This window comes from Streptomyces sp. NPDC051976 (assembly GCF_040680795.1).
In the GTDB taxonomy this organism is placed as follows: Bacteria; Actinomycetota; Actinomycetes; order Streptomycetales; family Streptomycetaceae; genus Actinacidiphila.
Genome location: NZ_JBFAXL010000023.1, coordinates 14,509 through 41,406 on the forward strand (window position 1 = coordinate 14,509; position 26,898 = coordinate 41,406).

Consider the following 26,898-nt stretch of genomic DNA (forward strand, 5'->3'; position numbering starts at 1 on the left):
CGGCGACGACCCGCCCCGGCCCTTCACCGCCAGGGGCGGCGCTTCGTGCGGAGGCGCCGCCCCTGGCTTCTTTGCGTCCCGGGGCGCGGAGACGCTGTGTGCCTTCTGTTGCGGTTGGGCAAACGCCGGCTCGGCGTTTTCCGGGCAACGCATAGGGTGAGGGTTCACTGACACAACGCAAGTAGCGTCACGCCCCACAGTGACGCTCACGCACCACAGGGGGGACTCACCCGTGACCACTCGTACGGTGGCCGCCACCGCACTGGGCGCCACAGCGCTCGTCATGCTCACCGCCTGCGGCGGGGGCGGCGGGGACAAGAACGCCGACAAGATCCCGACCGCCACGACGAGCGCGCCGTCGTCCGCGACGCCGACGCCTTCGGCGACAACGCCCGGAGTCCAGCGGCCGGTGATCACCTTCCCGGCCGGGTCCAAGACGGTATACGAGAACCAGCACACCGGTGATCCGAAGAAGGACGCGGTCCTCTCCGACGAGGCGCATGCGAACGACTCCGCCTACGCGGCGGTTCTGGAGGGCAAGAACCGGACGCCGGCGATGGAGTTCTACAACAGCGGTCTCGCTCTGCGTGGTGCGGTCGATTTCGTCCAGGGCTGGCTGGACAAGGGCAACACCTGGATCGGCACCATCACTTACTCCGATCGGAAGGTCACTCTTCGGGGTGACAGCTCGGCGGTGGTCATCTACTGCTCCGACGAGAGCCGTGCGTTCACCAAGAACCGGAAGACCGGCAAGGTCGACAACACCCCGACCACGGCGGACAGCTATGTGCTGTACAACGAGCGGCTGCAGAAGAACCCACAGGGCGTGTGGATTCTTGTGAGCGTTCTGTCCAACCGTGGGGCCAAGGAGTGCCAGCCGTGAAGCGATTAGCGCACGCGGTCCTGGCGTTGGCCGCCGCGGCGGCCGTAGCACTCGCGCCCAGCGCGGCCTATGCGGGTGGAATCGGCGGTGGCGGCACCAAAGGAAATGGCAAGCCACCACCCCCTCCCAACGGAAATCCGCACGGCGGCAGCAAAAACGGCTTCATCTCCGCCGGGGTCCAGTACGACGTGACCAAGAATGGCAAGGGCGCCGACGCGGGCCACATGACTCCCGTGTCCGACTGGACGCCACCCGCCTGCTGGTACGCCCCGAAGTACGACTCCGAGGGGGCGGCGCGGGACTTCCTGGGGTACGACCGGAGCCCGAACCATACGGGGATGGAAGACGCCCAGTGGATCAGGGACCGTTACGTCAACGGGCACCCGTACACCAACTTCAACCTGGCCAAGCAGGGCAAGGGCTATTGGTGGACGGCGTTCCAGGACGAGAACCGTCTCGGTGACCCTGGCGCGAACGACTGCACGGATCCTCCCTTCTGGGCCGACACCGGAAATCCGCCGCACGTCAAGAACGCCGTGACGCCGGAGATCCTCGCCCAACTCGCGTACGCCCAGATCCGTATCCCGCAGGGCAAGTCGAGCACCAACCCCGACGGGACGTTCGTCGTGAACGCGCCCACGTGGGTGTGGATGGACCGGACGACGTTCCACCCCGTGTCCGTCCGAGCCTATGTATCGGTGCTGGGCATCGAGGCGATCACCACCGCCACCCCTGTCGGCCTCCACATCGACCCCGGCACCCAGGACGCCGCACTCTTCCCCGCCGACGGCAACTGCCCGATCGACGCCCACGGCAACATCGGCACGCCCTATGCCAAGGGGGACACCGGCGACCCGCCCTGCGGTGTCACCTACCTCCGCTCCACCGAGAACATCGGCCCCTACCAGCTCAAGGCCACCGTCACCTGGCACATCAGCTGGACCGGAACCGGCCAACGCCGCCCCGTAGCCCTGCCCGACGGCAGTTTCGGCACTCCGCAGGACGCGTACGTGCACGAATTCCAGACCGTCAACCGGTGAGCGGTACCAAGCGAAAGAGGGCGAGCGAGCGTGGGCATACCCAACGAGGACCGGCTGGAGAACCTGTGCCGTACGGACATGGAGAAGATCGAGGCCGATGTCTCGGACGTCCGGGCGGCACTGAAGAAGGTCCATGACGTGATGGGCGCGAAGACGTGGGTGGGCGCCACGGCCGATGCCTGGGCCACGGACTTCGACGGGCGAATGATCTCGTTGAACCGTCTTTTCGACAGCTTTCCGGCAGAGGAGCAGGCGCTGATCGCCAAAGCGCAGAAGGATCAGGCGGCCAGCGACCGCAAGTACCACGGACACGCCTGAACTGTCCGACGAAAACGGGGGGGTTGGTATGAACGATTTTGCCGGGGTGGACCCGGATCGACTACGCACACTGGCGGATCGACTCAAGGATCTCGCGGACACGCTTGCCCGGGTCGGACCGACCATACGCAACAACTTCAGCGAGTGGGGCGGCACCCTCAATCTCGGCCCACTCCACCAACAGGCAACGCAAGTGGGGGAAGACGCCCGGAAGATGGCCCTGCGAGCCGACGAGGCCCTCAACCTCCTGCGCCAGCCGAACGGTGCCGCCTTCTGCACCCCGACCGGCGACTGGGTCGACATCCCCTGGGACACCAAGGACATCAACTCCGCGCAGGAGGCCCAGCAGGAGGCCGCGACCCTCAAGAACGCATTGGACCATCCCAAGGACGCCGCATCGCGAGAGACCATTGCCGAGATCGGCCAGTCCCTCGCCGACCACCAAGGCGACTCGGCCTACATGACCGCCTTCATGCGGGCCGGGGGCATCGCCGATGCCACAAAGGTCGCGCGAGCCCTGCACAGCGAAGACGGCACGCACGACGACGTCGTCCTCGCCAAGGACTCCGAGAGGATTCTCGGCCAGTTCGGCCAAGCCACCCAGACCATGAGCACGCTCGCGGTCAAGGGCGACTACCCCAAACCGGCGCCCGACTACCTCGCCGCCCTGACCTCACCACCTGACGGCGACATGTGGTCGGTCGGCATGCTCTTCAAGTACGGCCCCCCGGGCGGCAAGTGGGACCCGAAGGTGCTCTCCGGCGTCAGCGGAGCGATGCTCGACTGGCGGGACAAGCAGGGGGCCATGAGGCCGCTGTACGAGATGATGCCCTCGGGAGGCGGCCCGCCCGCCTACTACGGCGACGGCAAGGCATGGTTCAACGACCTCGGCCTCAACAACGCCGTCTACCCGGGCTCGAAGAGCGACAGGACGGTCGCTGCCATCCGTGCCAACGACCCCGTACTCGCCGTCCTCGACAGACTCGGCGACAACCCCAAGGGATCCCGCGACCTCCTCGGCCAGGACACCGCCGACAGCAAACGCCACGCCGCCCAACTGCTGGACTACAAATGGCAGACGACCGGCCCGGCGACGATGGACGACTCCGAACCCGTCAGTCGCATCCTCACCCTCGCCGCCACCGATCGCAGCCCCGCCTTCCAGGACGAGTCGGGCCATGCGGCGTACAACATCCTGGCCGCTGCGGCCAAGGAGAACGACGCATTCAACGGCCGCTCCAAAGAAGAGCGGTTGGAGTACATGGCATTTCCCCAGAGCACGGCGGTCACATTGGCCGGGATCACCGCCACGTGGGCAGACCAACTGGGTGCCACGTCGAGGAACGCGGGCCCCCAGGCGGGCGGTTACTCCACCAAGGAGCATGGACTGGTCGTCCCCCACGACGATCTGGTCGCAGCGATGCAGCTCTTCGTGAGAGATGACCCGAGCGCCGCGGCGATGTTCGATGCCTCGATGCATCAACAACTTGGGGACGCCGCAGGAAGCAAGGATTCGTCCGCAGCGGTCACCGACCTGGGTGTCATGGTCGGCCTCTTCACGAAGGCCAAGAACGGGGTCAGTTACGGCAATGCGGCGCAGCTCGACGAGCAGCACAAGTACAACCTGACCATTCTCAATACGGCCGGCGTCCTCTACAGCGGCTCGACCCTTCCCAAGAGCTTGACCGGTAAGTTCGTCACGAAGGGTTTCAAATACTCCCAGACGCTGCTCACATGGGGCAGGTCGGTGAAGGCTCCTACCACTGATCCCTTCTCGACGAACAACGCCGCTCATCAGCAGGCGGTTAACTCGGCCAATGCGAAAGATGTGGAGAACTCGTTCACCCCGGCCCTCGCCCAGGGGCTCATTCGGTCGGGGAAAGTGCCGATCCCAGTGGGCATGTCTTGGTACGACCCCACATCGGAGACGGTGTCGCCGGAGGCATGGAACAACACCGACTTCATCACGTGGACCACAACGGACGGTGTGAGCGGGCAGGTTGACGATGCAACGACGGACCTCAGCACAGGGTTCAGGAAGTACGAGGGGTCGCTCGATGGCAGTTAGGGCAGGCATCCGGATCACACGGCTCTTGGCGGCGTCCGTGTCGGTCCTCGCGTTGGGGGCGGGATGCTCGGGAGGTGGGGGAGGAGCCGGTGTCGAGCGCGGGATTCCGACGCCGGCGGCCGGGAAGATCGCGGCCTTCGATCTGAGCGCCCTCAGCAAGGACTACGACCTGAACAAGACCGTGGTGCCCAGATGGAGCCTGGTGGCGACCGACCGCGCGGGCAACGTGTACATGATGGACCGGAGCCTTGAACGCCCCGAGGTCATGAAGATGACTCCGGGGGGCGACGTCAGCAGGTACGCCGTAGCAGTCTTCGCCAAGACGCCCACCGCGATGGTGGTGCGCTCGGATGGGTCCCTGGTCTTCAGCGATTCCACGACGTCAGCTGGCGCGTTCCGGGTGATCAGCGGAAACGGCACCGAGACAGAGCTGAAGATCTCCCCGGACTACCTGGCCGCAAGGCCGATCGGTGAACGTCCCGATGGGTCTCTCGTCGTCAGTGAGGGGGGCAACATCTGGTCGCTGAAGGACGGCAAGGCGGCAAGGCTGTACCACCAGTCGAAGGATGTCGGTGACTCCGCGGTCGTGGATCCTTCGGGAACGGTGTACGTCGTCCCCGCCAACCTCGGTGACGTGGTCGTTGTACCCGTCGGTAGGCAGCCGTATCATGCGCACGAATCCGGCACGGTTCCAGGGACGGGCACGCCGATCGCCTCCATGGCGCCCACCGCCTTGACGCCCGCGAGCACCGGAGGCTTCTACGCTCTGGGGGCTGACAAGGCCATCACCGAGACGATCGTCCTGCACGTACGAGGGGACGAGGCCAGTGTGTTGGCGAAGACACCGCTCAGCGGCCGCACGTGTGCCCCGGGCAAGCAGTACCCCGCTCTCGCCAACTCGTGCGGTGCGCGGGCCTACATCGTGCAGAGCGGTGGACGCGTGCTGCTCCTGGGGAACGTGGGTACCCACGACGGACCTGCCGATCCGGCTCTGGCCCTCATCGCTTGAGGCTCAGAGCGGATACGTAACCCCCGTCAGTTCCTCCGAGGCCGCCCAGAGGTGGGCGGCTTTTTGGGGGTTGCGGGTGCGGGGGAGGCGCCAGGCGGGGGAGGGGGGGCCGCGCCAGCCTGGGGGGCGGGGGCCGGTGAAGGAGTTGGGGGTGATGGTGGGGGCGGTGGCGGCGTAGAGGGTGGGGAGGGCGCCGCGGTCGGCGGACTGGGCCAGGAGGCGGTTGCCGAGGAGGTAGACGCGTTCGGCGCCGCGGCGGCCTTCCATGAGGGCGCTGCGGGTCTGGAGGTCGGTGGCGGCGTAGCCGGGGTGCGCGGCGGCGGCGACGAGGGGGGTGCCGGCGGCGGTGAGGCGGCGGGAGAGTTCGTGGACGAAGAGCAGGTTGGCGCTCTTGGACTGGCCGTACGCGGCCCAACGCCGGTAGCGGCGGGTGCCGTTGAGGTCGGTGAGGTCGACGTCCGCCAGGACGTGCGCGGCGCTGGCGACCGTGACGACGCGGGCGCCGGGTCCGGCCGCGAGCAGCCGGGGCAGCAGGAGTCCGGTCAGGGCGAAGTGCCCGAGGTGGTTGACGCCGATCTGCGTCTCGAAGCCGTCGGCCGTGGTGGCGTAGGGCAGTGCCATGACGCCCGCGTTGTTGACCAGGAGGTCGAGCGACGGTTCGGGGTAGTCGTCCGCGAAGGCCCGTACGCAGGCCAGGTCCGCGAGGTCCAGCGGGCGGAACTCGGCGCGGGCGGAGGGGACTTCGGCGCGGAGCCGGGCCAGCGCCCGCATGCCGCGGGCGGGGTTGCGGCAGGCGAGGACCACCCGGGCGCCGTGCCGGGCGAGTTCGCGGGCGGTGCAGTAGCCGATGCCGGTGTTGGATCCGGTGACCACGGCCGTCCGGCCGCGCTGGTCGGGTATGTCGTCGGCGGTCCACCCCATCGTGCCCCCTCAGGCCGCGGCGGCGGCAGCGTAACTGACTGGCCGTCAGAATAGGGAGCGAGGTGGACCGAAAGCTAGAGCAATTCCCGGGCCGGATCCGCGGCGGCCGGGCGCGGGCGGAGGTCGAAGTAGTACCCGACCAGCAGCCCCACGTACATCACCAGGCTGGCGGCGGCGCTGAGCAGCCCGAGCAGCGCGGCCACCAGGTAGAGGACCGGGCCGACGCCCCAGCGCAAGCGCAGTGCGGACGCCTCCGCCGGGGTCATCGTGTCGCCGATCAGCCGGTGGCCGAGGGAGGCGTACCACCAGACCGCGTTGAAGCAGATGCCGCCGACGACGAGTTCGAGGCCGTAGAAGACGGCGGCGACGTGCTCGCCGTGGCCCGCGTGCACGGATTCGGCGAGGACGTGGGTGGGGAAGGGAAGGAAGGAGACGGAGAGCAGCAGCAGGTTGTTCAGGCCGAGCAGCATGCCGTCGACCCGCCGGATGTGGTGGAACATCCGGTGGTGGTTCATCCAGATCATGCCGATGAGCAGAAAGCTCACCACGTAGGAGAGGTACGACGGCCACAGGTGCAGCAGCTCGTGCAGCAGCCCGGAGTCGGACTCCGGCTCGCCCGGCAGCTTCAGCTCCAGTACGAGCAGGGTGATCGCGATCGCGAAGACCCCGTCGCTGAACGCTTCGAGCCTGGCCACGCTCATCGTGTGCCGGGGCGCGTCCCGCGACATGGCCCCCGGGACGCCGTCCCGCGATCTGTCCACCGGCTCCCGCGCGTCCGCGACGCCGCCCTCACCCCGTGTCTCCGTCACGGAAGTGATCGTAATGGCACCCTGCACCCCACTGCCGGGAGTCCGCCGGGAGTCCGCCGGACTCGCTCACACCAACGGCCCGCCGAATAATTCGGACTGCATGACGAATGTTTTGGGAGAAGCTATGGATAGCATACTGCTCGGACCTCCTCTCGGACGGACGCACCCGACAGGGTTACGATCGCTGGCATGAGCGCCCCAGACGTCCAGCATCCTCGCGACGACCAGCCGGAAAGCGCCGTCGACCGCACCCCTGGCCCGACGGCCCCGACCAGCGGCAGCGGTACGAGCGGCGCGGCCACACTCGCCGAGATCGCCCGCGCGGCGGGAGTCTCGGCTCCGACAGTTTCGAAGGTGCTCAATGGTCGCGGTGACGTGGCACCGGCCACCCGCAGCCGGGTGGAGGAGCTGCTGCGCCGCCACGGCTACCAGCGGCGGCGCGGCACCGCGCAGCCCGCGCCCCTGCTCGACCTGGTCTTCCACGAGCTGGAGAGCGCGTGGGCGATGGAGGTCATCCGCGGCGTCGAGAACGTTGCCAGGGAAGAGGGCCTCAGCGTGGTCCTCTCGGAGTCCGCCGGGCGGCTCAGCCCTGGCCAGACCTGGGTGGACGGGGTGCTCGCCCGCCGTCCCGCGGGCGTGATCCTGGTGCTGTCCGGGCTCGACCCCGCCCAGCGCGCCCAGCTCATCAGCCGCGACATCCCGTTCGTGGTGATGGACCCGGCGGGCGACCCCGGCGACGACGTGCCCTCGATCGGCGCGACCAACTGGCAGGGCGGTGTCGCCGCCACCCGCCACCTGCTGGAACTCGGCCACCGCAGGATCGGGATGATCGGCGGACCGGTGGGCATGATGTGCAGCCGGGCCAGGATCGACGGCTACCGCGCGGCCCTGGAGACCGCGGGTGTGGCGTACGACGAGGAGCTGGTGCGGGCCGGCGACTTCCACCACGAGGCGGGGTACGCCGCCGGCCTGGAGCTGCTGCGGCTGCCGGAGCCGCCGACCGCCGTCTTCACCGGCAACGACCTGCAGGCGCTCGGCTTGTACGAGGCCGCCCGCGAGCTGGGCCTGAGCATCCCCGCCGACCTGAGCGTGGTGGGCTTCGACGACCTGCCGCTGACCCGCTGGATCAGCCCGCCGCTGACCACCGTCAGGCAGCCGCTGACGGAGATGGCGGAGGCCGCCGCGCGGCTGGTGCTGGAGCTGGGCAGGGGCAAGCAGCCCAGCACCCTGCGCGTCGACCTGGCCACCCGGCTGGTGGAGCGCAGCAGCACCCGGCCGCCGTCCGAAGTGCCGCCGTCCGAAGTGCGGTGACTGCGGGGGGTGTTGACGGTCCGGCGGGGCGCCCGTAAGGTCTGCGCCGCGGATCGGAATCATCTCCGAAACTTTCGAAGATCTCCTCCGTCACCCGCCCGGGGCCTCCCCGGGCGGGTACGGGGCCGCTCCGCATGGCACGAACTACCTGATCCAATCCCCCACTTGGAGAGAGGTACCACTCCATGCTTTCGAAGCGCGTCCGCAGATCAGCACTCGGCGGCTCGGCCGCCGCGCTGCTCGCCGCGGTGACCGCCCTCGTCGCCGTCGGCATACCGTCGGCGCACGCCGCCGACCAGCCACTGCGCGACCTGGCCGAGGCCAAGGGCGTCTACATGGGCACGGCGCTGATGGCCAGCGAACTCAGCGGCACCTCGGCGAACATCGCGGGCACCCAGTTCGACAGCGTCACCCCGGGCAATGAAATGAAGTGGGACACCGTCGAGCCCAACCGGGGCACGTACAACTGGGGTCCCGGCGACTCGATCGTCGCCTTCGGCCAGGCCCACAACATGCAGATCCGCGGCCACAACCTGGTGTGGCACAGCCAGTTGCCGAACTGGCTGACCTCGGGCAGCTTCAGCAACACCGAACTGCACAGCATCATGATCAAGCACGTCACCGACGAAGTCACCCACTACAAGGGCAAGATCACCCACTGGGACGTCGTCAACGAGCCGTTCAACGAGGACGGCACCTACCGCTCCGACCTCTGGTACAACCAGCTCGGCGTCTCGTACATCGCCGACGCGCTCACCGCCGCGCACGCCGCCGACCCGGCCGCCAAGCTCTACGTCAACGACTACAACATCGAGGCGACCGGGGCGAAGAGCAACGGGATGTACAACCTCGTGAAGTCGCTGAAGCAGCAGGGCGTGCCGATCGACGGGGTCGGCTTCCAGGCGCACTTCATCCTCGGCCAGGTGCCGTCCACCTTCCAGGCCAACATGCAGCGCTTCGCCGACCTCGGCGTGGATGTGGCGGTCACCGAGCTGGACGTACGGATGCAGACGCCGTCCGACGCCACCAAGCTCCAGCAGCAGGCCAACGACTACACCACCGTGATGAAGGACTGCCTGGGCGTCTCGCGCTGCAAGGGCGTCACCGTCTGGGGCTTCACCGACGCCACCTCATGGGTGCCCAGCACCTTCCCCGGCCAGGGCGCGGCCACGCCGTACGACGAGAACTACCAGCCCAAGCCCGCCTACTACGCGATCCAGGCGGCCCTTGGCGGCGGCGGTACGACCACACCCCCGACCACACCGCCCACGACCCCGCCGACCACGCCGCCCACGACCCCGCCGACGACTCCGCCCGGTGGCGGCGGCTGCGCGGTGACCTACGGGGTCAACCAGTGGAACACCGGCTTCACCGGCAGCGTCACCGTCACGAACACCAGCAGCGCGCCCGTCAACGGCTGGTCGCTGAAGTGGTCGTTCGGCGCCGGGCAGACCGTCACCCAGGCATGGAACGCGACCGTCACCCAGAGCGGCGCGGCGGCGACGGCCACCAACCTGTCGTACAACGCGGCGATCGCGGCGGGCGGCACGGTGAACTTCGGCTTCAACGCAAACTGGTCGGGCAGCAACCCCAAGCCCACCGCCTTCACGCTCAACGGAACGGCCTGCACGGTGAGTTGAACGACCCTCCCCAACGCCCGCAACGACCCCCCACAGATGCCGCCGGTGGACCCCGCTCGCAGGGCCCACCGGCGGCGCCTTGTCCGTCAGACCACCCGCACCGCGTAGCTGCGCACCGCCACCGCGTCGTCGTCCAGGCATGCCCCGGTGGCCAGGTCGAAGCGCTGCTTGAGCAGCGGCGAGGCCACGTACGGGCGGCCCGCGGCGGTGCCGGTCAGGCCGTGGGCGAGGACGCCCGCGCCGGTGAACGGGTCGATGTTGTCGATGGCGTACACGCTGCCGAAGCTGTCGCGGAAGACCGCCGCCTGCGAGCCGTCGGGGAGCAGCGCCGCCACCCCGCGGCCGGGCAGCAGCAGTTCGGGGGAGCAGACCGCGAACCACTCGGCGCCGACGAGCAGTTGCACGGACCCGGTCGCGGTGGCCGTGGTGTGCTCCGTGGCGCTGCCCGTGCCGAAAGCAGTGGCAGCGGAGGTGGGGTGCGTCGAGGTGGTCATGCGGTCACCGTTTCTGAGAGGACGAGCGCGATCGGCTGCGGCTTGATCTGGTCGCGTTCCGCGACGAAGCGAACCGTGGGGTCGGGGGTGTCGGGGGCGTTCACGAAGGAGACGAAACGGCTCAGCCGCTCGGGGTCGTTGATGGTGTCCGCCCACTCGTCGCGGTAGCCCGCCACGTGCTTGGCCATCAGCGCCTCCAACTCGTCGCAGATGCCGAGCGAGTCGTGCACGACGACATCGCGTACGTGGTCGAGCCCGCCCGCGATCCGCTCCAGCCACACGCTGGTGCGCTCCAGCCGGTCGGCGGTGCGGATGTAGAACATCAGGAACCGGTCGATCAGCCGGACCAGTTCGGCGTCCGACAGGTCCTGGGCCAGCAGGTCCGCGTGGCGCGGGGTGGCGCCGCCGTTGCCGCCGACGTACAGGTTCCAGCCGTTGGCGGTGGCGATCACCCCGAAGTCCTTGCTCTGCGCCTCCGCGCACTCCCGCGCGCAGCCGGACACCGCGGACTTCAGCTTGTGCGGCGAGCGCAGGCCCCGGTAGCGCAGCTCCAGCTCGATCGCCATCTTCACGCTGTCCTGCACGCCGTAGCGGCACCAGGTCTGCCCCACGCAGGACTTCACGGTCCGCAGCGACTTGCCGTAGGCGTGACCCGACTCGAAGCCGGCGTCCACCAGCCGGGTCCAGATCAGCGGCAGCTGCTCGACGCGGGCGCCGAACAGGTCGATCCGCTGGCCGCCGGTGATCTTCGTGTAGAGGCCGAAGTCCCGGGCCACCTCGCCGATCACGATCAGCTTCTCGGGGGTGATCTCGCCGCCGGGGATGCGCGGCACGATCGAGTAGGAACCGTTCTTCTGCATGTTGGCGAGGAAGTGGTCGTTGGTGTCCTGGAGCGCGGCCTGTTCGCCGTCCAGTACGTGCACCGAGGCGCCGATCTCGGGGGCCAGCGAGGCCAGGATCGAGGCGATGGCCGGCTTGCAGACCTCGCAGCCGTCACCGCCGCGGGCCTCCTCGCGGCCGTGGCCGTCGAGCAGTTCACGGAAGGAGGTGACGCGCACGGCGAGCACGATCTCGTACAGCTCGGCGCGGGTGTGCGCGAAGCAGCCGCACAGGCCCTTGTCGACCGCGACGCCGTTGGCCTCCAGCTCGGCGTCCACGAGCTGGCCGAGCACCTTGACGCAACTGCCGCAGCCCGTACCGGCCTTGGTGCACTTCTTCACCTCCGGCACATTGCCGCAGGAGTGCTCGGTGACCGCGCCCCTGATGGCGCCCTTCGTCACGTTGTGGCAGCTGCAGATCACCGCTTCGTCGGGCAGCGAGGCCGGGCCGAGCGAGACGGGGGCGCCCGCGCCCGCGGGCAGCACCAGGTGCTCGGGCGCGATCGGCGGGACCGAACCGGTCAGCGGCCGCAGGATGCCATACGACTCCGCGTCGCCGACCAGGATGCCGCCGAGCAGGGTGCCGTCGGCGCCGACCACCAGCTTGCGGTACACGCCGGAGCGCGAGTCGGAGTAGAGGACGTCGAGGCAGCCCTCGGTCGTCCCGTGCGCGTCGCCGAAGCTCGCCACGTCCACACCGAGCAGCTTCAGCTTGGTCGACAGGTCCGCGCCGGTGAACGCGGCGGCGCCCGCGGCGCCCGCGATGGTCTGCGCGGCGGTCTCGGCCATCTCGTTGCCGGGCGCGACCAGACCGTAGACCCGGCCGTCGGCGGCCAGCGCGCACTCGCCGATGGCGAAGACCGCCTCGTCGGCCGTACGGCAGCTCTCGTCGACGACGATGCCGCCGCGCTCGCCGACCGGCAACCCGCAGGCCCGCGCCAGGTCGTCGCGCGGGCGGACACCGGCGGAGAAGACCACCAGGTCGGTGTTGAGCGCCGAACCGTCCGACAGGGACATCGCGTTGACCCGGCCGTCGGCGCCGGTGGTGATCTCCTGGGTGCCGACCCCGGTGTGCACGGTCACGCCCAGGTTCTCCACCGTACGGCGCAGCGCGTCGCCGCCGCCCTCGTCGACCTGCACCGGCATCAGCCGGGGCGCGAACTCCACCACGTGCGTGTCCAGGCCCAGGCCCTTGAGCGCGCCCGCCGCCTCCAGACCGAGCAGCCCGCCGCCGACGACGGTGCCGGTTACCGAGCCCTTCGCGTACGCCTCGATGGCCAGCACGTCCTCGATCGTGCGGTAGACGAAACAGCCCTCCGCGTCCTTGCCGGGCACCGGGGGCACGAACGGGTACGAGCCGGTGGCCAGCACCAGCGTGTCGTAGCCGACGGTCAGGCCGGAGCGGGCGGTGACGGTGCGCGCGGCGCGGTCCACGGCCACCGCCGGGTCGCCGACGTGCAGCTCGATGCCGTGCTTCGCCATGAAGCCGTCCTCGACCATGGAGAGGTCCTCGGGCGACGCACCTTCGGAGAAGTACGAGGTCAGGTGGACCCGGTCGTAGGCCGGGCGGGGCTCCTCGCAGAGCACCACCACGCGGGACCACTCGGTCACCCCCCGGTCGGCCAGCGCCTCCAGGAACCGCTGCCCGACCATCCCGTGGCCGACCAGCACGATCGTGTTCTTCTCCGTACGTGCAGCCATGCTCAGAAACCTCCGTCGTTGGTGAGCAGGTGGAGCAGTGGTGCGGAGGGCAGCGGCTCGTCGCCCTCCCAGGTGCTGGCGACCGCGCCGACCGCGGCCAGGTCGCCGAGCAGGATGCCGCCGACCAGCCGGTCGCCCCGGACGATGACCTTGCGGTAGGCGCCGCGGGTGGCGTCCGCCAGCCGCAGCACGTCGTCGCCGGGGGTGGCGACCGGATCGCCGAAGGCGGCGAGGTCGAAGGAGCGGCGGCGGGCGGGGGGCTCGCCGCTGGTGCCCGCGGCGGCCGTGTCCGTGGCCGAACCGGTCTCCGTGCCGGTGCCGGTGTGGGTTTCGCTGAGCGCCAGGGGGTTCGCGGGGCGGCCGGTGTGGAGCGTCAGGCGGGTCAGCGCGCGGGTGCCGGTGTAGCGCGGCTCGGCGTCGGGCGTCGGTACGGCGGGGGGAGCGGTGACGGCCTGGGCCAGGACGCGCGCCAGGACGTCCGCCTGGTCGCGGGCCGCGCCCGCGAGTCCGTAGACGACGCCCGCGTGCTGGGCGCAGTCGCCTATCGCGTGGATCGCCGGGTCCGAGGTCCGCAGCTCGTCGTCGACCACGATGCCCTTGGCCACGTCGAGTCCGGCGGCCGAGGCGAGGCCGACCCGGGGCCGTACCCCGCAGGCCAGCACCACGAGGTCGGCGCCGAGGCAGTAGCCGTCGGCGAGTTCGACCGCGCGCACGGTACGGCGGCCGTCGGGGTCGGGCCGGGTGTGCAGGCGCCGGACGCGGCACTCGGTGTGCACCTCGACGCCCTGCGACTCCAGGTGCGTACGGAGCAACTGGGCCGCGCTCTCGTCCAGATGACGTTCCATCAGGTACTCGCCCTGCTGGGCGACCACCACCTGGGCGCCGCGCGCGGCCAGTGCCTGCGCCGCCGAGACGCCGAGCAGCCCGCCGCCCACGACCACCACCCGGGTGCCGGGTCCGGCCGCCGAGGCGAGCGCGAGGCAGTCGTCCATCGTGCGGAACGCGTGTACTCCGGCGGGCAGTTCGTTCGCGCCCTCCTCGAACAGCCCGCGCAGCGGCGGGAGTACGGGGTTGGATCCGGTCGCCAGCACCAGCCGGTCGTAGCGCACCGCGGAACCGTCGTCGCAGACCACGGTGTGCTCGGCCCGGTCCAGCCGGACCACCCGGCGCGGCTCCGCCCGCGGCGCCGCGCCGGGCAGTGTGATCATGTCCGCGGCGTACCGGCCCGCCAGCACCTCGGCCAGCAGCACCCGGTTGTAGGGGGCGTGCGGCTCCTCGCCGATGACCGTCACGGTCAGGGCGGCCGTACGGGACGCGCGACCGCCCGCGCCGCCCGCGCCGCCCGCACCGGCCGCGACGCCGCCCGCCGCGCCGCCCGGGCCGAGCCCGTACGGCGCGAGCTGCTGCGCGAGCCGCGCTCCCGCCATCCCGCCGCCGACCACCACGATGTCCATGCCATGAGAGTGCGGTGCCGCTGTTACCCGCCCGCGACCCCGCCATTACCCGTGGGGAACGGTGCGCTCATCACGGCCGGTACGGCACTGTGAGCGGGACCGGTACGGCTGACCGGATCGTTCCGTACCCGGGCACGATCATGCCTACCGCGACCGGGCCGCGCGGGCGCACCCTGGAGTCATGACCGAGACCGCGAACACCCCCGAGAACACCCCCGCGAACAGCACGGCGGCCGACGCCGCCACCGCGCTGATCGTCATCGACGTGCAGGAGTCCTTCCGGCAGCGGGAGAGCTGGCAGGCCGCGTCCGATCCCGAGGTGGCCGTGAAGGTCGGCCGCCTCGTCGCGCACGCCCGGGAGCGGGGCCAGTTGGTGGTGTGGGTGCTGCACTCCGAGCCGGGCACCGGGACCGTCTTCGACCCGGCCACCGGCCATGTGCGGCTGATCGAGGGCCTGGCCAGGCAGGACGGTGAGCCGCTGCTCACCAAGACCTCGCACAACGCCTTCACCACCACCAACCTCCAGCAGATCCTCACCGAGCGCGGCGTGCGCTCCCTGATCACCTGCGGCATCCGCACCGAGCAGTGCGTGGAGACCACCACCCGGCTCGGCTCCGACCTCGGCTACGACGTCACCTTCGTCGTGGACGCCACCGCCACCGAGCCGATCAGCCACCCGGACGCCCCGGCCGGACGCCCGCTCGCGGAAGTGCTCGCCGACCCGCGGACCCTGGGCACGGCAGACATCATCGCCCGTACCGAGTACGCTCTCGCGGGCCGCTTCGCCACCGTCACCACCGTCAAGGAGCTGACCGGATCGTGACCCGTGTCGTCTTCCTGCTCGTCCCGCGCCTGCATCTGCTCGACCTCGCGGGCCCGGCCCAGGTGTTCTCCACGGCCGCCGACTACGGTCTCGGCTACACGCTGGACTACCTCGCCGAGCAGGAAGACGTCCCGACCGCGCAAGGCGTCACCCTCCGTGCGGGCACCGTGCCACCGCCGCTCGGCCCCGACGACCTGGTCGTGGTGCCCGGCTGGCGGTCCCACTCGCTGCGGGACAACGGGGCGCTGCGCCCGGAGACACTGGCGTGGCTGCGCGCGCACCACGAGGGCGGCGGCACGGTCGCCAGCATCTGCGCCGGCGCGGACGCGCTCGGCCGGGCCGGGCTGCTCGACGGCCGCCGCTGCACCACCCACCACGACGTACAGGACGAGCTGGCCCGCCGCTATCCGCGCGCCGCGGTCGTCCGCGACGTGCTGTACGTGGTGGACGACCGGGTGGTCAGTTCCGCCGGGATCGCCAGCGGCATCGACCTCGCGCTGCACCTCGTCGCGGTGCGGCACGGGCCCGCCGCCGCGGCGCGGACCGCCCGGCAGATGGTCGTCTACGCCCGGCGCAACGGCGACGAGCAGCAGACGAGCGCCATGCTCCGACACCGCGGCCACCTCAGCGACGCCGTCCACCGCGCCCAGGACGTCATCGACGCCCGCTTCACCGACCGGCTGGCGCTGGCCGACCTCGCCACCGCCACCGGGCTCAGTGAGCGCACCCTGACCCGCCGCTTCACCGCCTCCACCGGCCGCACACCCCTGCGCTACCAGCAGGAACTCCGCATCGAGCGGGCCGAACACCTCATCGGGCAGGGCACCACCGTGGAGGCCGCCGCCCGCGCGGTCGGCTTCCAGGACGCCCGGATGCTCCGCCGCCTCCGCGCCCGGGCCACCGAACCGGCTACGGCTGCTGGACCGACCCCGCCTGCGCCCCGGATTCCGGACCCGACACCGTGACCGTGGGCTCGTGCCGGACGGGGAAGTTGACCGAGTTCGCCACGAAGCACAGCCGGTGCGCCTCGGCGTGCAGGGCCAGGGCCTTGTCCACCATCTCCGGCGCGGCCACCTCGACCGCCGGGTGCAGCACCGCCTCGGTGAAGTGGCCGCCGCCGTCGGCCGTCTCCGCCATGGTCGCGGTGGCGTGGTCCGCGTAGGACGTCACGGTCACACCGCCCACGGCGCACAGGTGCAGATACCAGAGCAGATGGCACTGCGAGATCGAGGTGAGCAGCAGCTGCTCGGGGTTCCAGCGGGCCGGGTCGCCGCGGAAGGACGGGTCGGACGAGCCGGGGATCGCCGGCGCCGCACCCGAGGTCGCCTCGCTGGCCCGGTCGTACGCACGGTAGTTGGCGGTGCCCTCGCCGCGGTCGCCGGTCCAGACGACACGGGCCTCATAGCTGTGGGTCTTCGGCGACGGCATGTCAGCATCCTCCCGGCTGGGCGTCCGATACACGTGCGATACGCGTGCGATACGCATGATCAGCGTACGTCGGACGCCCGCTCGACCCGCACCGCGCACACCTTGAACTCCGGCATCCGTGAGGTGGGGTCGAGCGCCGGGTTGGTGACGGTGTTGGCGCGGCCCGAGCCCGGCCAGTGGAACGGCATGAAGACGGTGTCGGGACGTATCGCCGCCGAGACGCGCGCGGGTGCCACCGCCCGGCCGCGGCGGCTGGTGACCGCCAGCGGATCGCCCTCCGCCACGCCGAGCCGGTCGGCCAGCCGCGGGTGGAGCTGGACGAACGGCCCCGGCGCCGCCTCGTTCAACTCCCGCACCCTGCGGGTCTGCGCGCCGGACTGGTACTGCGCCAGCACCCGCCCGGTCGTCAGGTAGTACGGGAAGTCCGCCGACGGCTCCTCCGCCGACGGCCGGTCCTGGACCGGTGTGAATCTCGCCCGCCCGTCCGGCGTCGCGAAGCGGTCGAGGAACAGCCGGGGCGTGCCGGGGGAGTCGACGGCGCCGGGGGCGCCAGGGGCGGCGGTCGCGTCCGACGGCCGCCGCGGGCAGGGCCAGAACACCCCGTCCTCCGCCGCGATCCGCGCGTAGCTGATCCCCGAGTAGTCCGCGGGGCCGCCCTCCGACGCCCGGCGCAGCTCGTCGAAGACCTCCTCCGGATCGGCCGGAAAGCCCTGCTCCCAGCCGAGGCGCCCGGCGAGCGCGCCCAGGACCTCCAGGTCGGACCGTACGCCCGGCGGCGGGTCGACCGCCTTGCGTCGCAGCACCACCCTGCCCTCCAGATTGGTGGTGGTCCCGGTCTCCTCCGCCCACTGCGTCACCGGCAGCACCACGTCGGCCATCGCCGCCGTCTCCGACAGCACCACGTCGCACACCGCCAGGAAGTCCAGCGCGGCGATCCGCTCCGCGACATGGGCGGCGCGCGGCGCGGACACCACCGGGTTGGAGCCCATCAGCAGCAGCGCCCGGATGTCGCCGCCGAGCGTGTCGAGGAGTTCGTAGGCGCTGCGGCCGGGCCCCGGCAGGTCGTCGGGGTCGACACCCCACACCCCGGCGACATGCGCCCGCGCCGCCGGGTCGTCGAGCTTGCGGTACCCGGGCAGCTGGTCCGCCTTCTGGCCGTGCTCGCGCCCGCCCTGGCCGTTGCCCTGGCCGGTGAGGCAGCCGTAGCCGGACAGCGGGCGGCCCGCGCGCCCGGTGGCCAGGCACAGGTTGATCCAGGCGCTGACGGTGTCGGTGCCCTTCGCCTGCTGCTCGGGGCCGCGCGCGGTCAGCACCATCGACTCCGCCGCGTCGCAGAACATCGCGACGGCCTGCCGCAGTTGGGGCACAGGCACCCCGGTGATCCGCTCGACCAGCTCCGGCCAGTGCGCCATCACCCCGGGCAGCGCCTGCTCCCAGCCGCTGGTCCTGGCCGCGATGAAGTCCTCGTCGAGCCGCCCCTCGGCGACCACCAGGTGCAGCAGGCCCAGCGCCAGCGCCAGGTCGGTGCCCGGCCGCGGCTGCAAGTGCAGATCGGCCTGCTCGGCGGTACGGGTGCGGCGCGGGTCGATGACGATCAGCGTGCCGCCGCTGTCCCGCAGTTCGGTGAGGTAGCGCAGCGCGGGCGGCATGGTGTCGGCCAGGTTGGAGCCGACGAGGATCACACAGCCGGTACGGGCCACGTCCGCCAGCGGGAACGGCAGCCCCCGGTCCAGGCCGAACGCCCGCTGATGGGCCGCCGCCGCCGAGGACATGCAGAACCGGCCGTTGTAGTCGATCTGCGAGGTCCGCAGCACCACCCGGGCGAACTTGCCCAGCGCGTACGCCTTCTCGTTGGTCAGCCCACCGCCGCCGAACACCCCCACCGCGTCCCGCCCGTGCGCCGCCCGCACCCGCAGCAGCCCCGCCGCGACCCGGTCCAGCGCCTCGTCCCAGCTCGCCGGGGCCAGCTCGCCGTCCGCGCCGCGCACCAGCGGACCGGTCAGCCGTACCGCGGCGGAGAGCACCTCGGGTGAGGTGCGGCCCTTGCCGCACAGCGCGCCGCGGTTGACCGGGAAGGCGGTCCGCTCCACCACCTCGGGCAGCGCGCCGGCCTCGGCCGGGGGACGCAGCGTCATGCCGCACTGCAGCGCGCAGTACGGGCAGTGCGTGTCGACACCGGCGGGCGTCGGCACCTCGGCGGGCCGCGCGTGCTGAGCGGGCTGGAGGGTCGTCGGCGTGGTCGTCGGCGTACTCATCCGCCCAGCCTGCGGGGGCCGTGTTTCGCGGTGCCGTACGCGCCGGTTACACGGGAGGTACGGGCGCCTCAGCGCGGCGGGCCGCCCGCTGTGAGGGCGCGCGCCACCCCCTGCTCGCGCGGCCCCAGGAAGTGCGGGTCGGGCTTCACCGCCATGTCCACCGCCGCCTTCCCGGCCGCGAGCAGCTCCCTGACACCGCTGGCGTACCAGGTGGCGTCGTGCTTCTCGTCGACCCCGACGCCGTACCCCGATATCCCCGCGGCCTTGCAGAGCGCCAACGCCCTGCGTATGTGGAAGCCCTGGCTGACCAGCACCGCCCGGTCCACCCCGAAGATCCGCTTGGCGCGGCTGCACGAGTCCCAGGTGTCGAAGCCCGCGTAGTCCAGCACCACCTTGCCCTGCGGCACCCCGTGGCCCGCGAGATAGGTCCGCATGGCGCCCGGTTCGTTGTACGTGGTCCGGCTGTTGTCGCCGGTGACCAGCACCACCTTGACCTTGCCGGCGCGGTAGAGCTGCGCGGCCGCGTCCAGCCGGTGGGCCAGATACGGTGACGGCCGCCCGCCCCACAGCCCGGCGCCGAACACCACGGCCACCGGCTCCGACGGCACGTCCGCGACGGTGCGCACCCGCCCGTCACCGGCCAGCCGCAGCCAGGTCGCGGGCAGCAGCGCCACCACGCACACCACGACCGTCCAGCGCACCAGCCGCCGCCACCCGGTCTGGGTGCGCGGCAGCCGCACCCCGCGCCACTTCGGCATCCGCATGCCGTCCTCCCCCCGTCCGCCTACCGCTCCCGACACCTCTCCTCACCGACGCCGCCCGCCTCCCCGCGGTTGCGGGCGCGGCACCAACACCCGCGATCCGGCAGCCTCCCCGTCCGCCGTGGATCACAGTGGGACCCACAGTAGAGGCGACCACCGACAACGCCCCCGGAGGCCACCGTGACCGACCCCCGCCTGCCGTTCTTCCTCTACGGCACGCTGCTCCCCGGCGAGAGCAATCACGCGCTGCTGCACGGCCGGGCGCTCTCCTGGGCGGCGGCCGAACTGCCCGGCGCCCTGCTCTTCCACGGCCCCGGCTACCCGTACGCGGTCGCCGATCCGGCCGGTTCCGGCGTGGTCCGCGGCGAGTTGGCGGAGCTGGTGGTGGACGCGGCGGAGGAGTACGCCGAGGTGCTCGCCGCGCTCGACCGGCTGGAGGAGTACGCGCCGGGCGACCCGGCGAACCTCTACGAGCGGCGCGCCGTCACCGTCCGCGGCGAGCGCGGCCAGACCCGCGCATGGACCTACTTCGCCGCCGACCGCATCGCCCGCGAACTCCTACGCTCCGGCGAACCGGTCGCGGGCGGCGACTGGCGCCTCCGGCTGCGGCCCGGGCGGTAGCGCGCCCCGCACGGCCGTTGCGCTTGCGTCGCAGGGCACGCCGGTAGTGCCCCGTAGGGGCGCGGGGAAGCGCGCTGCGCTTGCGGTGGGCCAGGCACCGGAGTGCCCCGAAGGGGCGCGGGGAACTGCGCGACCAGCCCTCGACGGGCTGCAGGTCACCACCGGCCCCAATGGGGCAGACGCGTTGTCTCCCGACCACCGGCCGGTGGGGGCTGAGCGCGCAGTTCCCCGCGCCCCTGTAGGGCACCGTCCTCCGCAAGCGCAGCCCGCGTCCCCGCGCCCCTGTAGGGCACCGTCCTCCGCAAGCGCGGCGCGGCGCGCGGGGTGGGCCTCACCACCACCGCCCCGTCCCTGTGAGCGAGCCGGGAGCCGCCATGTGATCCGCGCGCAACGGCCGCGCAATATCGGCCACCCACCATGGCGGCATGACGGAGCCGAGCGCCGAACCGCACCCCGCAGCGTTGAGGCGGCGGCCCGCGCTGGTGGCCGTCGCCCATGGGAGCCGCGACCCGGGGGCGCTGCGGACGGTGGCCGCCCTGCTGGAGCGGGTGCGGGCCGCGCGGCCCGGCCTCGACGTGCGCCTCGGGCACATCGAGCTCAACGCGCCGCTGCTCACCGACACCCTCACGGCGCTGCGCGGCGACGTCGTCCTGGTGCCGCTGCTGCTCGGCCGCGGCCACCATGTGAAGCGTGACCTGCCCGAGGCGCTGGCCGGAGCGCCCTGGCTGCGCGGGGTGTGCGCAAGGCCGCTGGGCCCGCACCCGCTGCTCGCCGAGGCGCTCCGCACCCGCCTGCGCGAGGCGGGCTGGCCCAAAGGCGGTGGCGGGACCGCCGTGGTGCTGGCCGCCGCCGGCTCCCGCGACCCCGACTCGGCCGCCGACACCGACCGTACGGCGGCGCTGCTGAGCGCCCGCCTGGGCGGCGTACCGGTGCGGCCCGCGTACGCCTCGGCCGCCGCGCCGACCGTCGCGGGGGCGATCGCCGCGCTGAACGCCGAGGGCCACCGGCGGATCGCGGTCGCGTCGTACTTCACCGCGCCCGGCCGCTTCGCCGCCCAGTGCGCCGCCGCCGCGCCGTGGATCGCCTCGGCCCCGCTCGGCGACCAGGACGCCATGGCCCGCCTGGTGCTGCACCGCTACGACCGGGCCGCCCCCACGCTCCCGCCGCGCGACCGGACCCTCCAGCCGCTCGGCGCCCGCGCGCACTGAGGTACCGGCCCGGCCGGGTCGCCGGGTTACCGTCACAGGTATGGACGGGAACCACCAGCCGCCGTCGGCGGCGACCGCGCACACCGGACCGTACGAGCGGTACGGGCCGTACTCCGAGGCGGACATGGAGCGGTACGTGCCGGAGCCGGACAAGCGGCCCGGGCGCACCGCCTTCCAGCGCGACCGGGCGCGGGTGCTGCACTCGGCGGCGCTGCGCAGGCTGGCGGGGAAGACACAGGTCGTCGACCCCGGGCAGCACAGCGCGGCGGAGATGGACACCAGCCCGCGCACCCGGCTGACGCACTCGCTGGAGTGCGCGCAGGTCGGGCGCGAGCTGGGCGCGGCGCTCGGCTGCGATCCCGACCTGGTGGAGACGGCGTGCCTGGCCCACGACCTCGGGCATCCCCCCTTCGGGCACAACGGCGAGCTGGTGCTGGCGGAGTTCGCCGCGGACTGCGGCGGCTTCGAGGGCAACGCGCAGAGCCTGCGGCTGCTGACCAGGATCGAGCCGAAACGGTTCGTGCCCGCCGCCGACGGCGACGACGCGCTGGTGAGCGTCGGCCTCAACCTGACCCGCGCCGCGCTCGACGCGGCCACCAAGTACCCATGGCCGCGCGGCGGTCACCCCACCACCCCCGGCAGCCCCAAGTTCGGGGTGTACGAGGACGACCTGCCGGTCTTCGGCTGGGCGCGGCTGGGCGCCCCCGACGGCCGCCAGTGCTTCGAGGCGCAGGTCATGGACTGGTCGGACGACGTCGCCTACTCCGTGCACGACGTGGAGGACGGCCTCCAGGCCGGGCACATCGACCCCGCCGCGCTGCGCTCCCCGGCCGAGCGGACCGAGGTGTTCGGCTGCGCCGCCGCCCGGTACGTGCCCGCCGACACCGATCCGGCCGAACTCGCCGCCGCGCTCGACCGGCTGCTCGACCAGCCCTGGTGGCCGCACGGCTACGACGGCTCCGCGCTCGCCCAGGCCCGGCTGAAGGACGCCGCCTCACAGCTCATCGGCCGCTTCTGCCTGGCCGCCGAGACCGCCACCCGCGAGCGCTACGGCACCGGCCGCCTCACCCGCTACCGCGCCGAACTCGTGGTGCCGCGCGAGCAGCGGATGGAGTGCGCCGTGCTCAAGGCGGTCGCCGACCGCTATGTCATGCAGCGCGCCGCGCAGGCCCGCCGCCGGGCCGAGCAGAGGGTGGTGATCGGCGAACTCGCCCAGGAGCTGCTGGCCCGCGCCCCGTACGGCCTCGACCCGCAGTTCCACGCGATCTTCACCTCAGCTCCCGACGACGCGACCCGTCGGCGCGCGATCATCGACCAGATCGCGTCACTCACCGACGCGGCGGCGACGGCCCTGCACGCGCGGCTCACCAGCGGCTGAGGGGTACCTGACCTGCGGAATGACCGTACGGCATATGAACAGCGCAAGAACGGACCGGCGCGGCGCTCTTCCGGACGGCCCTGACGTGCGGGACGCTCGCACATAAGCATCGACCGGCAGGGGAGGCGCACAGTGGTGGACGCACACGAGACCTTCGTGATCGTCGGAGCAGGGCTCGCCGGAGCAAAGGCGGCCGAGACGCTCCGCGCCGAGGGTTTCACCGGCCGGGTGATACTGATCGGCGACGAGCGCGACCACCCCTATGAACGCCCACCCCTGTCCAAGGGATATCTGACCGGGGGCGCCGAGCGGGACTCCGTCTTCGTCGAGCACACCGGCTGGTACGCCGAGCACGACATCGAGCTGCACCTCGGGCAGCCGGTGGTGCACCTGGACCGGGCCGCCAAGTCCATTCGGCTCGGCGACGGCACCACCCTGCTGTACGACAAGCTGCTGCTGGCCACCGGCTCCGAGCCGCGCCGCCTCGACATCCCGGGCACCGAACTCGCCGGGGTGCACCACCTGCGCAGGCTCGCCCACGCCGACCGGCTCAAGCACGTACTGACCAGCCTCGGCCGGGAGAACGGCCACCTGGTGATCGCCGGTGCGGGCTGGATCGGCCTGGAGGTCGCCGCGGCGGCCCGCGGCTACGGCGCCGAGGTCACCATCGTGGAGCCTGAGCCGACCCCGCTGCACGCGGTGCTCGGCCCCGAGCTGGGCGCGGTCTTCACCGACCTGCACGCCGAGCACGGCGTCCGCTTCCACTTCGGTGCCCAACTCACCAAGATCATCGGTCAGGACGGCATGGTGTTGGCCGCCGTCACCGACGACGGCGAGGAGCACCCCGCGCACGACGTGCTGGCCTCGATCGGGGCGGGCCCGCGCACCGCGCTCGCCGAGATCGCCGGGCTCGCCCTGGCCGACCCGTCCGAGGGCGGCGGCATCGCCGTCGACGCCTCGCTGCGCACCTCCGACCCCGACATCTTCGCCGCCGGCGACGTCGCCAACGCCGAGCACCCGCTGCTCGGCATCCGGCTGCGCGTCGAGCACTGGGCCAACGCCCTCAACGGCGGCCCCGCCGCCGCCCGCGCCATGCTCGGCCGCCCCGTCTCGTACGACCGCGTCCCGTACTTCTTCTCCGACCAGTACGACCTGGGCATGGAGTTCTCGGGACACGCCGCCCCCGGCTCCTACGACCAGGTCGTCTGCCGCGGCGACGTCGGCAAGCGCCAGTTCATCGCCTTCTGGCTGCGCGAGGGCCGCGTCCTCGCGGGCATGAACGTCAACGTCTGGGACGTCACCGACCAGATCCAGCAGCTCATCCGCTCCGGCCGCCAGATCGACCCCGAGCTCCTCAGCGACCCGACGGTGCCGCTAACCTCTTTCCTGGACTGACCAGGGAGGACACCGTCATGCGTACCGCCGTAGTGCCCGTCGAGGAGATCTTTCCGCTGCGCTGGGCAGTGCTGCGGACCGGCATGCCGCGGGAGGCGGCGGTGTATCCCGAGGACGCGCGCGACGACGTGTTCCACATAGCCGCCTATGACGAGGCCGGGGCGGTGGTGGGGTGCGTGACGTTCTTCCCCGACCCCCTGGCGGGCGAGGACGGCCTGTCCGCGTACCGCTTCCGCGGCATGGGCAGCGACCCGGAGGTGCGCGGGAAGGGCTTCGGCGCCGCCGCCCTGCTCGCCGGGCTGCGGGAGTGCGCCGCGCGCGGCGCCGAGGTCGTGTGGTGCAACGGCCGTACATCGGCCACCGGTTTCTACGAGCACTTCGGCTTCACCGTCGTCGGCGAGGAGTTCGTCATCGAGCCCAGCGGCCCGCACTACATCTTCGTCACCAAGGACCTCGTCAGGTGACGCGGACGCCGTGCGGGCCGCGGGGCCGGACGGCTCAGCTCGACAGGTAGAAGGCCAGCAGCCCCGAGGCGTCCATGTCGAGCGCGGGCTCGGAGCTCTGCCACGAGCGCACGTCGTCGGTGTACCGGCTGCCGTGCCCGGTGAAGGCACTGTACGGGTCACCGCTCGGCGGGCACTTCCTCATACCGTCGAGGTAGTCGCCGAGCCCGCCGCTGAACTGGGTCGAGTCATTGGGCCCGTTGACGATCGCGCCCAGCTCGACCGGCGCCGAGCCGTCGAGGCTCCCCGCGAGGTTGCCGAGCTGCCCCGCGGTGCAGTGCGGGAAGCTCTGCCCCTCGCCGACCATGAAGGCCGTGCCCCAGGCGTTGGCGCCCAGCAGCCAGTCGAGCTGCTGCACACCGAAGCGGTTGTACGCGGTGTCGCCGGTGATCGTCCGGTACAGCCGGGTGGTGGCGGCAAGACCCAGGGTGTGCGAGTCGGCGTCGAAGTCGTTGTAGATCGCCCCCGCGTGGAACAGGTCGGCCTTGGCCCGGTTCTGGCCGGTGGTGATCTGCGCCTTCACATAGCCGACGAGGTCGTCGTACGTCACCGCGAGGCCGCTCGGGTTCCCCGCCGCCTTGATCGCCTGGGCGAGGTCCAGGTCGGCCAGCGCGCTGGTGTCGTACATGTTGAGGGTGTCGGCGTCGGCCTCCGTCTGGTGGCCCTTGGCCCAGGTGGCGGCCTGCGACAGCCAGGCCGAGGCGCGGGAGTCGCCCAGCTTCTGCGCGGCGAGCGCCAGTTCCGCGCCGCCGAGCGCCAGGTCGTCCTTCCAGGTCGTCTCGGGGTAGTACGCGTACGGCACGGTGGTCACCAGCTTGCCGGGGCTGGTGTCGGCCAGGCCGTAAACTTGCGCGGCGGTGGCCAGGTACGCCCGCGCCTTCGCCGGGTCGGAGGCCGCGAAGCGCTGCGCGGCGAGCGCGAAGTCGGCGGCCAGCCGGCCCGCCTGGTTGGGGCTGATCTTCGCGCCGGGCGCGGCGGCCCGGAAGACCGGGCGGTTCTTCAGGAACGGGTGCGCCGCGTCCGCGTCGTCCTTCTCCGGCAGCCGCCACACATCGTGGTCGCCGACGACGCTGCCGCTGTCCGTACCCGACCCCAGACCGACCTGGATGTACAGCGTCTTCGTCGCCGGGTCCCACATCTTGTCCAGCCAGTCCACGCCGTGCTGCGCCTCCGCGTCGAGGGCGGAGGAGGCGCTCGCGCCGGTCTGCCGGGCGGCGATCTGCAGCGCGGCGACGGCGTACGACGTGGTCTCGGTGAACTTCAGGTAGTCGCCCGCGTCGAACCAGCCGCCGGAGACGTCGACCGTGCCGCCGATCTTGGTCGGCGCGGCCTTGATGGTGTCGCCGTCACTGGTGGTGAAGGAGGGCCAGTTGTAGACGGTGGCCTTGGTGTCGTTGAGGTGCGACGGCTTGTGGCCGAGCTGGCCGGGGATGGTGTCCGCGCCGTCGCGCTGGGCCTGGAAGAAGGCGGTGGCGTCCGCGGCGGGCTTGTCGAACACCGCGGAGGAGGTGCCGATGGTGAAGGTGGGGGAGGTGCCGGTGGCGGCGCCGCTGACCGCCAGGTGGTAGCTGCCGTCGGTCTTCACCGAGGAGAAGTCGATCAGGTAGACCGCCGGATAGGCGCTGTTCCACGACCCCAGGCTGGCCCCGGTGGTGCCGGACGCGGCGACCGCGCCCGTGCTGTCCAGCAGCTTCCAGGCCGCCCCGGTCACGGCCCCCTTCGCCAGCAGGAACGCCTCCTTGGCGCCGCTGTCGGTGTAGCCGACCTGGTTCACCCGGACCAGCCCGGCGGTCGCGGCGGCCGCCCTCACCGGTGCGCCGCTCGCGCTGTTCGCGGCCCACGCCGCCGTGAGCGCCGCCAGCACGGCGGTCGATGCGGTGGCGGCGATAGCGGTACGGCGGAGCCTGCGTCTGCTGTGCGTCGGCGGCATACGGCGCCTCTCCTCGCGTCAAGTTAGGAAAGCTTCCTAATAGACGGGGAAGCTAGACCCCGCCTTCCCC

General features: G+C 71.8%; 23 protein-coding genes. 14 read left to right on the forward strand and 9 right to left on the reverse strand.

Annotation, left to right across the window (positions count from 1 at the left end):
• Positions 1 to 232 precede the first annotated feature (232 nt).
• From AB0M29_RS22500 to AB0M29_RS22520, 5 genes are read left to right on the forward strand one after another with little or no spacing between them, the layout of a single operon-like run.
• Positions 233 to 883: a hypothetical protein gene (locus AB0M29_RS22500; protein WP_365385142.1), complete on the forward strand. Its 651-nt coding sequence runs from the start codon at positions 233 to 235 to the stop codon at positions 881 to 883.
• The gene (locus AB0M29_RS22505; protein ID WP_365385145.1) at positions 880 to 1,923 is read left to right on the forward strand and encodes a hypothetical protein; all 1,044 of its coding nucleotides are present in this window, start codon (positions 880 to 882) and stop codon (positions 1,921 to 1,923) included. The genes AB0M29_RS22500 and AB0M29_RS22505 overlap by 4 nt, the downstream gene beginning before the upstream one ends.
• A 30-nt stretch (positions 1,924 to 1,953) precedes the next feature.
• Positions 1,954 to 2,241 carry a hypothetical protein gene (locus AB0M29_RS22510; protein ID WP_365385147.1) on the forward strand — a complete coding sequence of 96 codons (288 nt, stop codon included), beginning with the start codon at positions 1,954 to 1,956 and terminating at the stop codon, positions 2,239 to 2,241.
• A gap of 28 nt (positions 2,242 to 2,269) precedes the next feature.
• The gene (locus tag AB0M29_RS22515; protein ID WP_365385150.1) at positions 2,270 to 4,309 is read left to right on the forward strand and encodes a hypothetical protein; all 2,040 of its coding nucleotides are present in this window, start codon (positions 2,270 to 2,272) and stop codon (positions 4,307 to 4,309) included.
• Complete coding sequence (locus AB0M29_RS22520; RefSeq protein WP_365385152.1) at positions 4,299 to 5,318, forward strand: hypothetical protein; 1,020 nt, start codon at positions 4,299 to 4,301, stop codon at positions 5,316 to 5,318. Before AB0M29_RS22515 ends, AB0M29_RS22520 begins: the two co-directional genes overlap by 11 nt.
• A gap of 3 nt (positions 5,319 to 5,321) precedes the next feature.
• On the opposite strand, the gene AB0M29_RS22525 is transcribed toward AB0M29_RS22520, so the two are convergent.
• Positions 5,322 to 6,239 carry an oxidoreductase gene (locus tag AB0M29_RS22525; protein ID WP_365385154.1) on the reverse strand — a complete coding sequence of 306 codons (918 nt, stop codon included), beginning with the start codon at positions 6,237 to 6,239 and terminating at the stop codon, positions 5,322 to 5,324.
• A 74-nt stretch (positions 6,240 to 6,313) separates the two neighbouring features.
• Positions 6,314 to 7,048 (reverse strand): TMEM175 family protein, encoded by a 735-nt coding sequence (locus tag AB0M29_RS22530; protein WP_365385157.1) that lies wholly within the window; start codon positions 7,046 to 7,048, stop codon positions 6,314 to 6,316.
• A gap of 189 nt (positions 7,049 to 7,237) precedes the next feature.
• On the opposite strand from AB0M29_RS22530, the gene AB0M29_RS22535 reads away from it, so the two are divergent.
• Together AB0M29_RS22535 and AB0M29_RS22540 are read left to right on the forward strand one after the other, a co-directional pair.
• A complete protein-coding gene (locus AB0M29_RS22535; protein ID WP_365385160.1) occupies positions 7,238 to 8,359 on the forward strand; it encodes a LacI family DNA-binding transcriptional regulator in 1,122 nt (373 codons plus the stop codon).
• A 185-nt stretch (positions 8,360 to 8,544) separates the two neighbouring features.
• Positions 8,545 to 9,999, forward strand: coding sequence for an endo-1,4-beta-xylanase (locus AB0M29_RS22540; RefSeq protein ID WP_365385161.1), 1,455 nt, complete (start codon positions 8,545 to 8,547; stop codon positions 9,997 to 9,999).
• 86 nt (positions 10,000 to 10,085) lie between these two features.
• On the opposite strand, the gene nirD is transcribed toward AB0M29_RS22540, so the two are convergent.
• From nirD to AB0M29_RS22555, 3 genes are read right to left on the reverse strand one after another with little or no spacing between them, the layout of a single operon-like run.
• A complete protein-coding gene (nirD, locus tag AB0M29_RS22545; protein WP_365385164.1) occupies positions 10,086 to 10,493 on the reverse strand; it encodes a nitrite reductase small subunit NirD in 408 nt (135 codons plus the stop codon).
• The gene (gene nirB / locus AB0M29_RS22550; protein WP_365385165.1) at positions 10,490 to 13,072 is read right to left on the reverse strand and encodes a nitrite reductase large subunit NirB; all 2,583 of its coding nucleotides are present in this window, start codon (positions 13,070 to 13,072) and stop codon (positions 10,490 to 10,492) included. Before nirB ends, nirD begins: the two co-directional genes overlap by 4 nt.
• 2 nt (positions 13,073 to 13,074) lie before the next feature.
• On the reverse strand, positions 13,075 to 14,526 hold the full coding sequence (locus AB0M29_RS22555) for an FAD-dependent oxidoreductase (RefSeq protein ID WP_365385168.1): 1,452 nt from the start codon (positions 14,524 to 14,526) through the stop codon (positions 13,075 to 13,077).
• Positions 14,527 to 14,707: 181 nt separating this feature from the next.
• Between AB0M29_RS22555 and AB0M29_RS22560 the strand changes: the two genes are divergently transcribed.
• Positions 14,708 to 15,349 (forward strand): isochorismatase family protein, encoded by a 642-nt coding sequence (locus tag AB0M29_RS22560; protein WP_365385170.1) that lies wholly within the window; start codon positions 14,708 to 14,710, stop codon positions 15,347 to 15,349.
• A complete protein-coding gene (locus AB0M29_RS22565; protein WP_365385172.1) occupies positions 15,346 to 16,314 on the forward strand; it encodes a DJ-1/PfpI family protein in 969 nt (322 codons plus the stop codon). Before AB0M29_RS22560 ends, AB0M29_RS22565 begins: the two co-directional genes overlap by 4 nt.
• On the opposite strand, the gene AB0M29_RS22570 is transcribed toward AB0M29_RS22565, so the two are convergent.
• From AB0M29_RS22570 to AB0M29_RS22580, 3 genes are all read right to left on the reverse strand, one after another.
• Positions 16,259 to 16,777, reverse strand: a complete 519-nt coding sequence (locus tag AB0M29_RS22570) for an OsmC family protein (protein WP_365385173.1) — start codon at positions 16,775 to 16,777, stop codon at positions 16,259 to 16,261. The two genes, AB0M29_RS22565 and AB0M29_RS22570, sit on opposite strands and share 56 nt — an antisense overlap.
• Before the next feature lie 59 nt (positions 16,778 to 16,836).
• The gene (locus tag AB0M29_RS22575) at positions 16,837 to 19,032 is read right to left on the reverse strand and encodes a molybdopterin oxidoreductase family protein (protein ID WP_365385175.1); all 2,196 of its coding nucleotides are present in this window, start codon (positions 19,030 to 19,032) and stop codon (positions 16,837 to 16,839) included.
• A gap of 68 nt (positions 19,033 to 19,100) precedes the next feature.
• Positions 19,101 to 19,796: an ElyC/SanA/YdcF family protein gene (locus AB0M29_RS22580; protein WP_365385177.1), complete on the reverse strand. Its 696-nt coding sequence runs from the start codon at positions 19,794 to 19,796 to the stop codon at positions 19,101 to 19,103.
• Positions 19,797 to 19,973: 177 nt separating this feature from the next.
• Here AB0M29_RS22580 and AB0M29_RS22585 point away from each other — a divergent pair, with 177 nt between their 5' ends.
• The 5 genes from AB0M29_RS22585 to AB0M29_RS22605 all read left to right on the forward strand — a co-directional run bounded on the left by AB0M29_RS22585 (position 19,974) and on the right by AB0M29_RS22605 (position 24,859).
• On the forward strand, positions 19,974 to 20,414 hold the full coding sequence (locus tag AB0M29_RS22585) for a gamma-glutamylcyclotransferase family protein (protein WP_365385179.1): 441 nt from the start codon (positions 19,974 to 19,976) through the stop codon (positions 20,412 to 20,414).
• A 425-nt stretch (positions 20,415 to 20,839) separates the two neighbouring features.
• Positions 20,840 to 21,622: a sirohydrochlorin chelatase gene (locus AB0M29_RS22590; RefSeq protein ID WP_365385182.1), complete on the forward strand. Its 783-nt coding sequence runs from the start codon at positions 20,840 to 20,842 to the stop codon at positions 21,620 to 21,622.
• A gap of 40 nt (positions 21,623 to 21,662) precedes the next feature.
• Positions 21,663 to 23,000 carry a deoxyguanosinetriphosphate triphosphohydrolase gene (locus AB0M29_RS22595; RefSeq protein WP_365385184.1) on the forward strand — a complete coding sequence of 446 codons (1,338 nt, stop codon included), beginning with the start codon at positions 21,663 to 21,665 and terminating at the stop codon, positions 22,998 to 23,000.
• A 132-nt stretch (positions 23,001 to 23,132) separates the two neighbouring features.
• Entirely contained in the window at positions 23,133 to 24,395 is a 1,263-nt protein-coding gene (locus AB0M29_RS22600; RefSeq protein ID WP_365385185.1) for an FAD-dependent oxidoreductase, read from the forward strand.
• 17 nt (positions 24,396 to 24,412) lie between these two features.
• Positions 24,413 to 24,859 (forward strand): GNAT family N-acetyltransferase, encoded by a 447-nt coding sequence (locus AB0M29_RS22605; RefSeq protein WP_365385188.1) that lies wholly within the window; start codon positions 24,413 to 24,415, stop codon positions 24,857 to 24,859.
• Between the two features lie 34 nt (positions 24,860 to 24,893).
• Here AB0M29_RS22605 and AB0M29_RS22610 read toward each other — a convergent pair whose 3' ends face one another.
• Complete coding sequence (locus AB0M29_RS22610) at positions 24,894 to 26,828, reverse strand: glycoside hydrolase family 9 protein (protein ID WP_365385190.1); 1,935 nt, start codon at positions 26,826 to 26,828, stop codon at positions 24,894 to 24,896.
• Between the last annotated feature and the right edge of the window lie 70 nt (positions 26,829 to 26,898).

Excerpts from the sequence above, each read along its gene's own strand:
- AB0M29_RS22515 (WP_365385150.1), top strand. The coding sequence starts at position 2,270 with ATGAACGATTTTGCCGGGGTGGACCCGGATCGACTACGCACACTGGCG.
- AB0M29_RS22520 (WP_365385152.1), top strand. The coding sequence starts at position 4,299 with ATGGCAGTTAGGGCAGGCATCCGGATCACACGGCTCTTGGCGGCGTCC.
- AB0M29_RS22525 (WP_365385154.1), bottom strand. The coding sequence starts at position 6,239 with ATGGGGTGGACCGCCGACGACATACCCGACCAGCGCGGCCGGACGGCC.
- AB0M29_RS22535 (WP_365385160.1), top strand. The coding sequence starts at position 7,238 with ATGAGCGCCCCAGACGTCCAGCATCCTCGCGACGACCAGCCGGAAAGC.
- AB0M29_RS22540 (WP_365385161.1), top strand. The coding sequence starts at position 8,545 with ATGCTTTCGAAGCGCGTCCGCAGATCAGCACTCGGCGGCTCGGCCGCC.
- nirD (WP_365385164.1), bottom strand. The coding sequence starts at position 10,493 with ATGACCACCTCGACGCACCCCACCTCCGCTGCCACTGCTTTCGGCACG.
- nirB (WP_365385165.1), bottom strand. The coding sequence starts at position 13,072 with ATGGCTGCACGTACGGAGAAGAACACGATCGTGCTGGTCGGCCACGGG.
- AB0M29_RS22555 (WP_365385168.1), bottom strand. The coding sequence starts at position 14,526 with ATGGACATCGTGGTGGTCGGCGGCGGGATGGCGGGAGCGCGGCTCGCG.
- AB0M29_RS22560 (WP_365385170.1), top strand. The coding sequence starts at position 14,708 with ATGACCGAGACCGCGAACACCCCCGAGAACACCCCCGCGAACAGCACG.
- AB0M29_RS22570 (WP_365385173.1), bottom strand. The coding sequence starts at position 16,777 with ATGCCGTCGCCGAAGACCCACAGCTATGAGGCCCGTGTCGTCTGGACC.
- AB0M29_RS22575 (WP_365385175.1), bottom strand. The coding sequence starts at position 19,032 with ATGAGTACGCCGACGACCACGCCGACGACCCTCCAGCCCGCTCAGCAC.
- AB0M29_RS22580 (WP_365385177.1), bottom strand. The coding sequence starts at position 19,796 with ATGCGGATGCCGAAGTGGCGCGGGGTGCGGCTGCCGCGCACCCAGACC.
- AB0M29_RS22590 (WP_365385182.1), top strand. The coding sequence starts at position 20,840 with ATGACGGAGCCGAGCGCCGAACCGCACCCCGCAGCGTTGAGGCGGCGG.
- AB0M29_RS22595 (WP_365385184.1), top strand. The coding sequence starts at position 21,663 with ATGGACGGGAACCACCAGCCGCCGTCGGCGGCGACCGCGCACACCGGA.
- AB0M29_RS22605 (WP_365385188.1), top strand. The coding sequence starts at position 24,413 with ATGCGTACCGCCGTAGTGCCCGTCGAGGAGATCTTTCCGCTGCGCTGG.
- AB0M29_RS22610 (WP_365385190.1), bottom strand. The coding sequence starts at position 26,828 with ATGCCGCCGACGCACAGCAGACGCAGGCTCCGCCGTACCGCTATCGCC.